The organism is Methanoregula sp. (assembly GCF_002835825.1).
GTDB lineage: Archaea > Halobacteriota > Methanomicrobia > Methanomicrobiales > Methanospirillaceae > Methanoregula.
In genome coordinates this window covers 1-2,035 of record NZ_PIZH01000378.1, presented here as the reverse complement: position 1 = coordinate 2,035, position 2,035 = coordinate 1, and the positions used below count along the sequence as shown (strand labels likewise).

At 59.9% G+C, this 2,035-nt stretch carries 2 protein-coding genes and 1 pseudogene; all 3 read left to right on the top strand.

Going from position 1 to position 2,035, the window contains the following annotated elements:
- The first annotated feature begins 113 nt into the window (after window positions 1-113).
- Window positions 114-905: an AmmeMemoRadiSam system protein B gene (gene amrB / locus CW742_RS11275; RefSeq protein WP_292420442.1), complete on the top strand. Its 792-nt coding sequence runs from the start codon at window positions 114-116 to the stop codon at window positions 903-905.
- A gap of 1 nt (window position 906) precedes the next feature.
- Complete coding sequence (gene mvk / locus CW742_RS11270; RefSeq protein ID WP_292420441.1) at window positions 907-1,776, top strand: mevalonate kinase; 870 nt, start codon at window positions 907-909, stop codon at window positions 1,774-1,776.
- Window positions 1,769-2,035, top strand: a pseudogene (locus CW742_RS11265) (uridylate kinase); the annotation flags it as partial. The gene mvk and the pseudogene CW742_RS11265, both read left to right, overlap by 8 nt.

Below are 2,035 nucleotides of genomic sequence, written 5' to 3'. Positions count from 1 at the left end.
CTCCACGGCACTCACCTCCGAGGACTTCGAGACCGACTTTTAAAATCCCCGGTCTTTCCTTTTTTCCTGCAACCGATATCTGGATATAACAGGAGAACCAGAGGGTTGATGCGATGAAAATGCGTGCATGCGCAGTGGCTGGCATGTTCTATCCGCGCGAGCCCTCCCACCTCGAGCAGCTGCTGGAGAAGTTCTTCTCGGCAGTTCCAAACGTGGCAGGAAGGCCGCTCGGCATTGTCTCACCCCACGCCGGGTACATCTATTCGGGCGAGGTGGCGGCGACCGCCTTTGGCACCATTCCTCCCGACTTTTCCGGCACCTTTGTCATCATCGGGCCGTCGCACCGCGGGTACATCACCTGCGTCTCCGAGGTCCCATGGGAAACCCCGCTCGGTGTCGTGGACACGGATACGGAGTTCGTCCGGGCTCTCGATATGGAGACTGACGAACTCTCCCACCGTGACGAGCACTCACTTGAGGTTCAGGTACCGTTCATAAAGTACCGCTTCCCCCGGGCCCGGATCGCGCCGGTGATGATGGGGCAGCAGGACTACCCGGGAGCGGTCCTCCTCGGGGAGAAGATCCTCGATGCGATCCACAGGACAAAACGCGACGTACGGATCGTTGCGTCGAGCGACTTCTCGCACTACGTGCCCGAGAAGAAGGCAAAGGAAGAGGACCTCTTTGCAATCGATGCCCTCAGGAGTCTTGACACAAAGGAATTCTACCGGCGGATCGCGGAGAAGCGGATCACAGCCTGCGGTTATGGCCCGATCACCGCCATGGTGACGGCCTGTTCCGGCCTGGGTGCGAAGACTGCGGAGCTGATCCGGTACGCGACAAGCGGTGAGACCACGGGTGACTACGAGTCCGTCGTGGGCTATGCCAGTATTGCGGTGATCTAGGTTGGCAACATGGAGTGCGCCGGGCAAGGTCTTCCTGTTCGGCGAGCATGCGGTGGTATACGGTAAGATGGGTATAGCTATGGCCATCCGGCCCCGTGTCTTCGTCACCGTCCGCGACACAAAAAGGCCGTCGCGGGCAAAGTCACCTTACATTGACAGCTGCTTTGAGCAGATGGGCGTCATCGGGAGCGTATACATCAACTCGCAGATCCCGAGTTCATCAGGCCTCGGATCCTCTGCAGCGGTCACGGTTGCAACGCTTGCAGCCATCAACGACGAATTCAACCTGAACAAAACCCGCGAGGAGATCGCCGACATAGCGTTCGAGATCGAGAAAACCGTGCAGAAGGGGCGGGCCAGTCCCACGGACACCACGGTCTCGACTTATGGCGGCATCGTCCTCATCACGGGCGGTTCGCGGCGGAGGCTTCCCCCGCAGAACATGCACCTCGTGATCGGGGACTCGCAGGTCTCCCACAGCACATCGCGGATGGTCGAGCAGGTGGCCGATCTCAAAAAGAGGCACCCGGAGATTGTTGACCCGGTCCTCGATGCGATCCAGGGCGTCAGCATGAGTGCCATCCACCAGCTGAGTAATCCCCGCGAGCTCGGGCGATATATGAATATGAACAACTCGCTCCTCGAGGTCCTGGGTGTCGGGCACCCGCAGCTGGCAAAGATGATCCTTGCCTCCCGCCAGGCCGGGGCGTTCGGTGCGAAGATCACGGGGGCTGGCGGTGGCGGGAGCATGGTGGCCCTCTGCCCCAAGCAGCTCAAGCACCGCGTGGCAAAGGCTATCGAGTCCTGCGACGGGCGGGCCATCGTGACTGCTATCGATACGGAAGGCGTGCGAAAGGAGAAAAATGTCTGACAGGGTACTTTTAAAACTCGGCGGGAGCATACTTACTGATAAGAGCGCCGACTGCGCAATCAACCGTGAGAGCCTTGCCACCATTGCCGCGGCAGTTGCGGCGGTAAGGACGGAAGGGACTGTCATCATCCATGGTGCCGGTTCCTGCGGACACCCCGAAGCCAAACGGTACCACCTTGATACAGGGGCCGTTTCCGGGGAAACCGAAGGAAGCAATGTCACGCATCGGGCGGTCAGCGGGCTGAATGCTGAAGTAGTT

Excerpts from the sequence above, each read along its gene's own strand:
- amrB (WP_292420442.1), top strand. The coding sequence starts at position 114 with ATGAAAATGCGTGCATGCGCAGTGGCTGGCATGTTCTATCCGCGCGAG.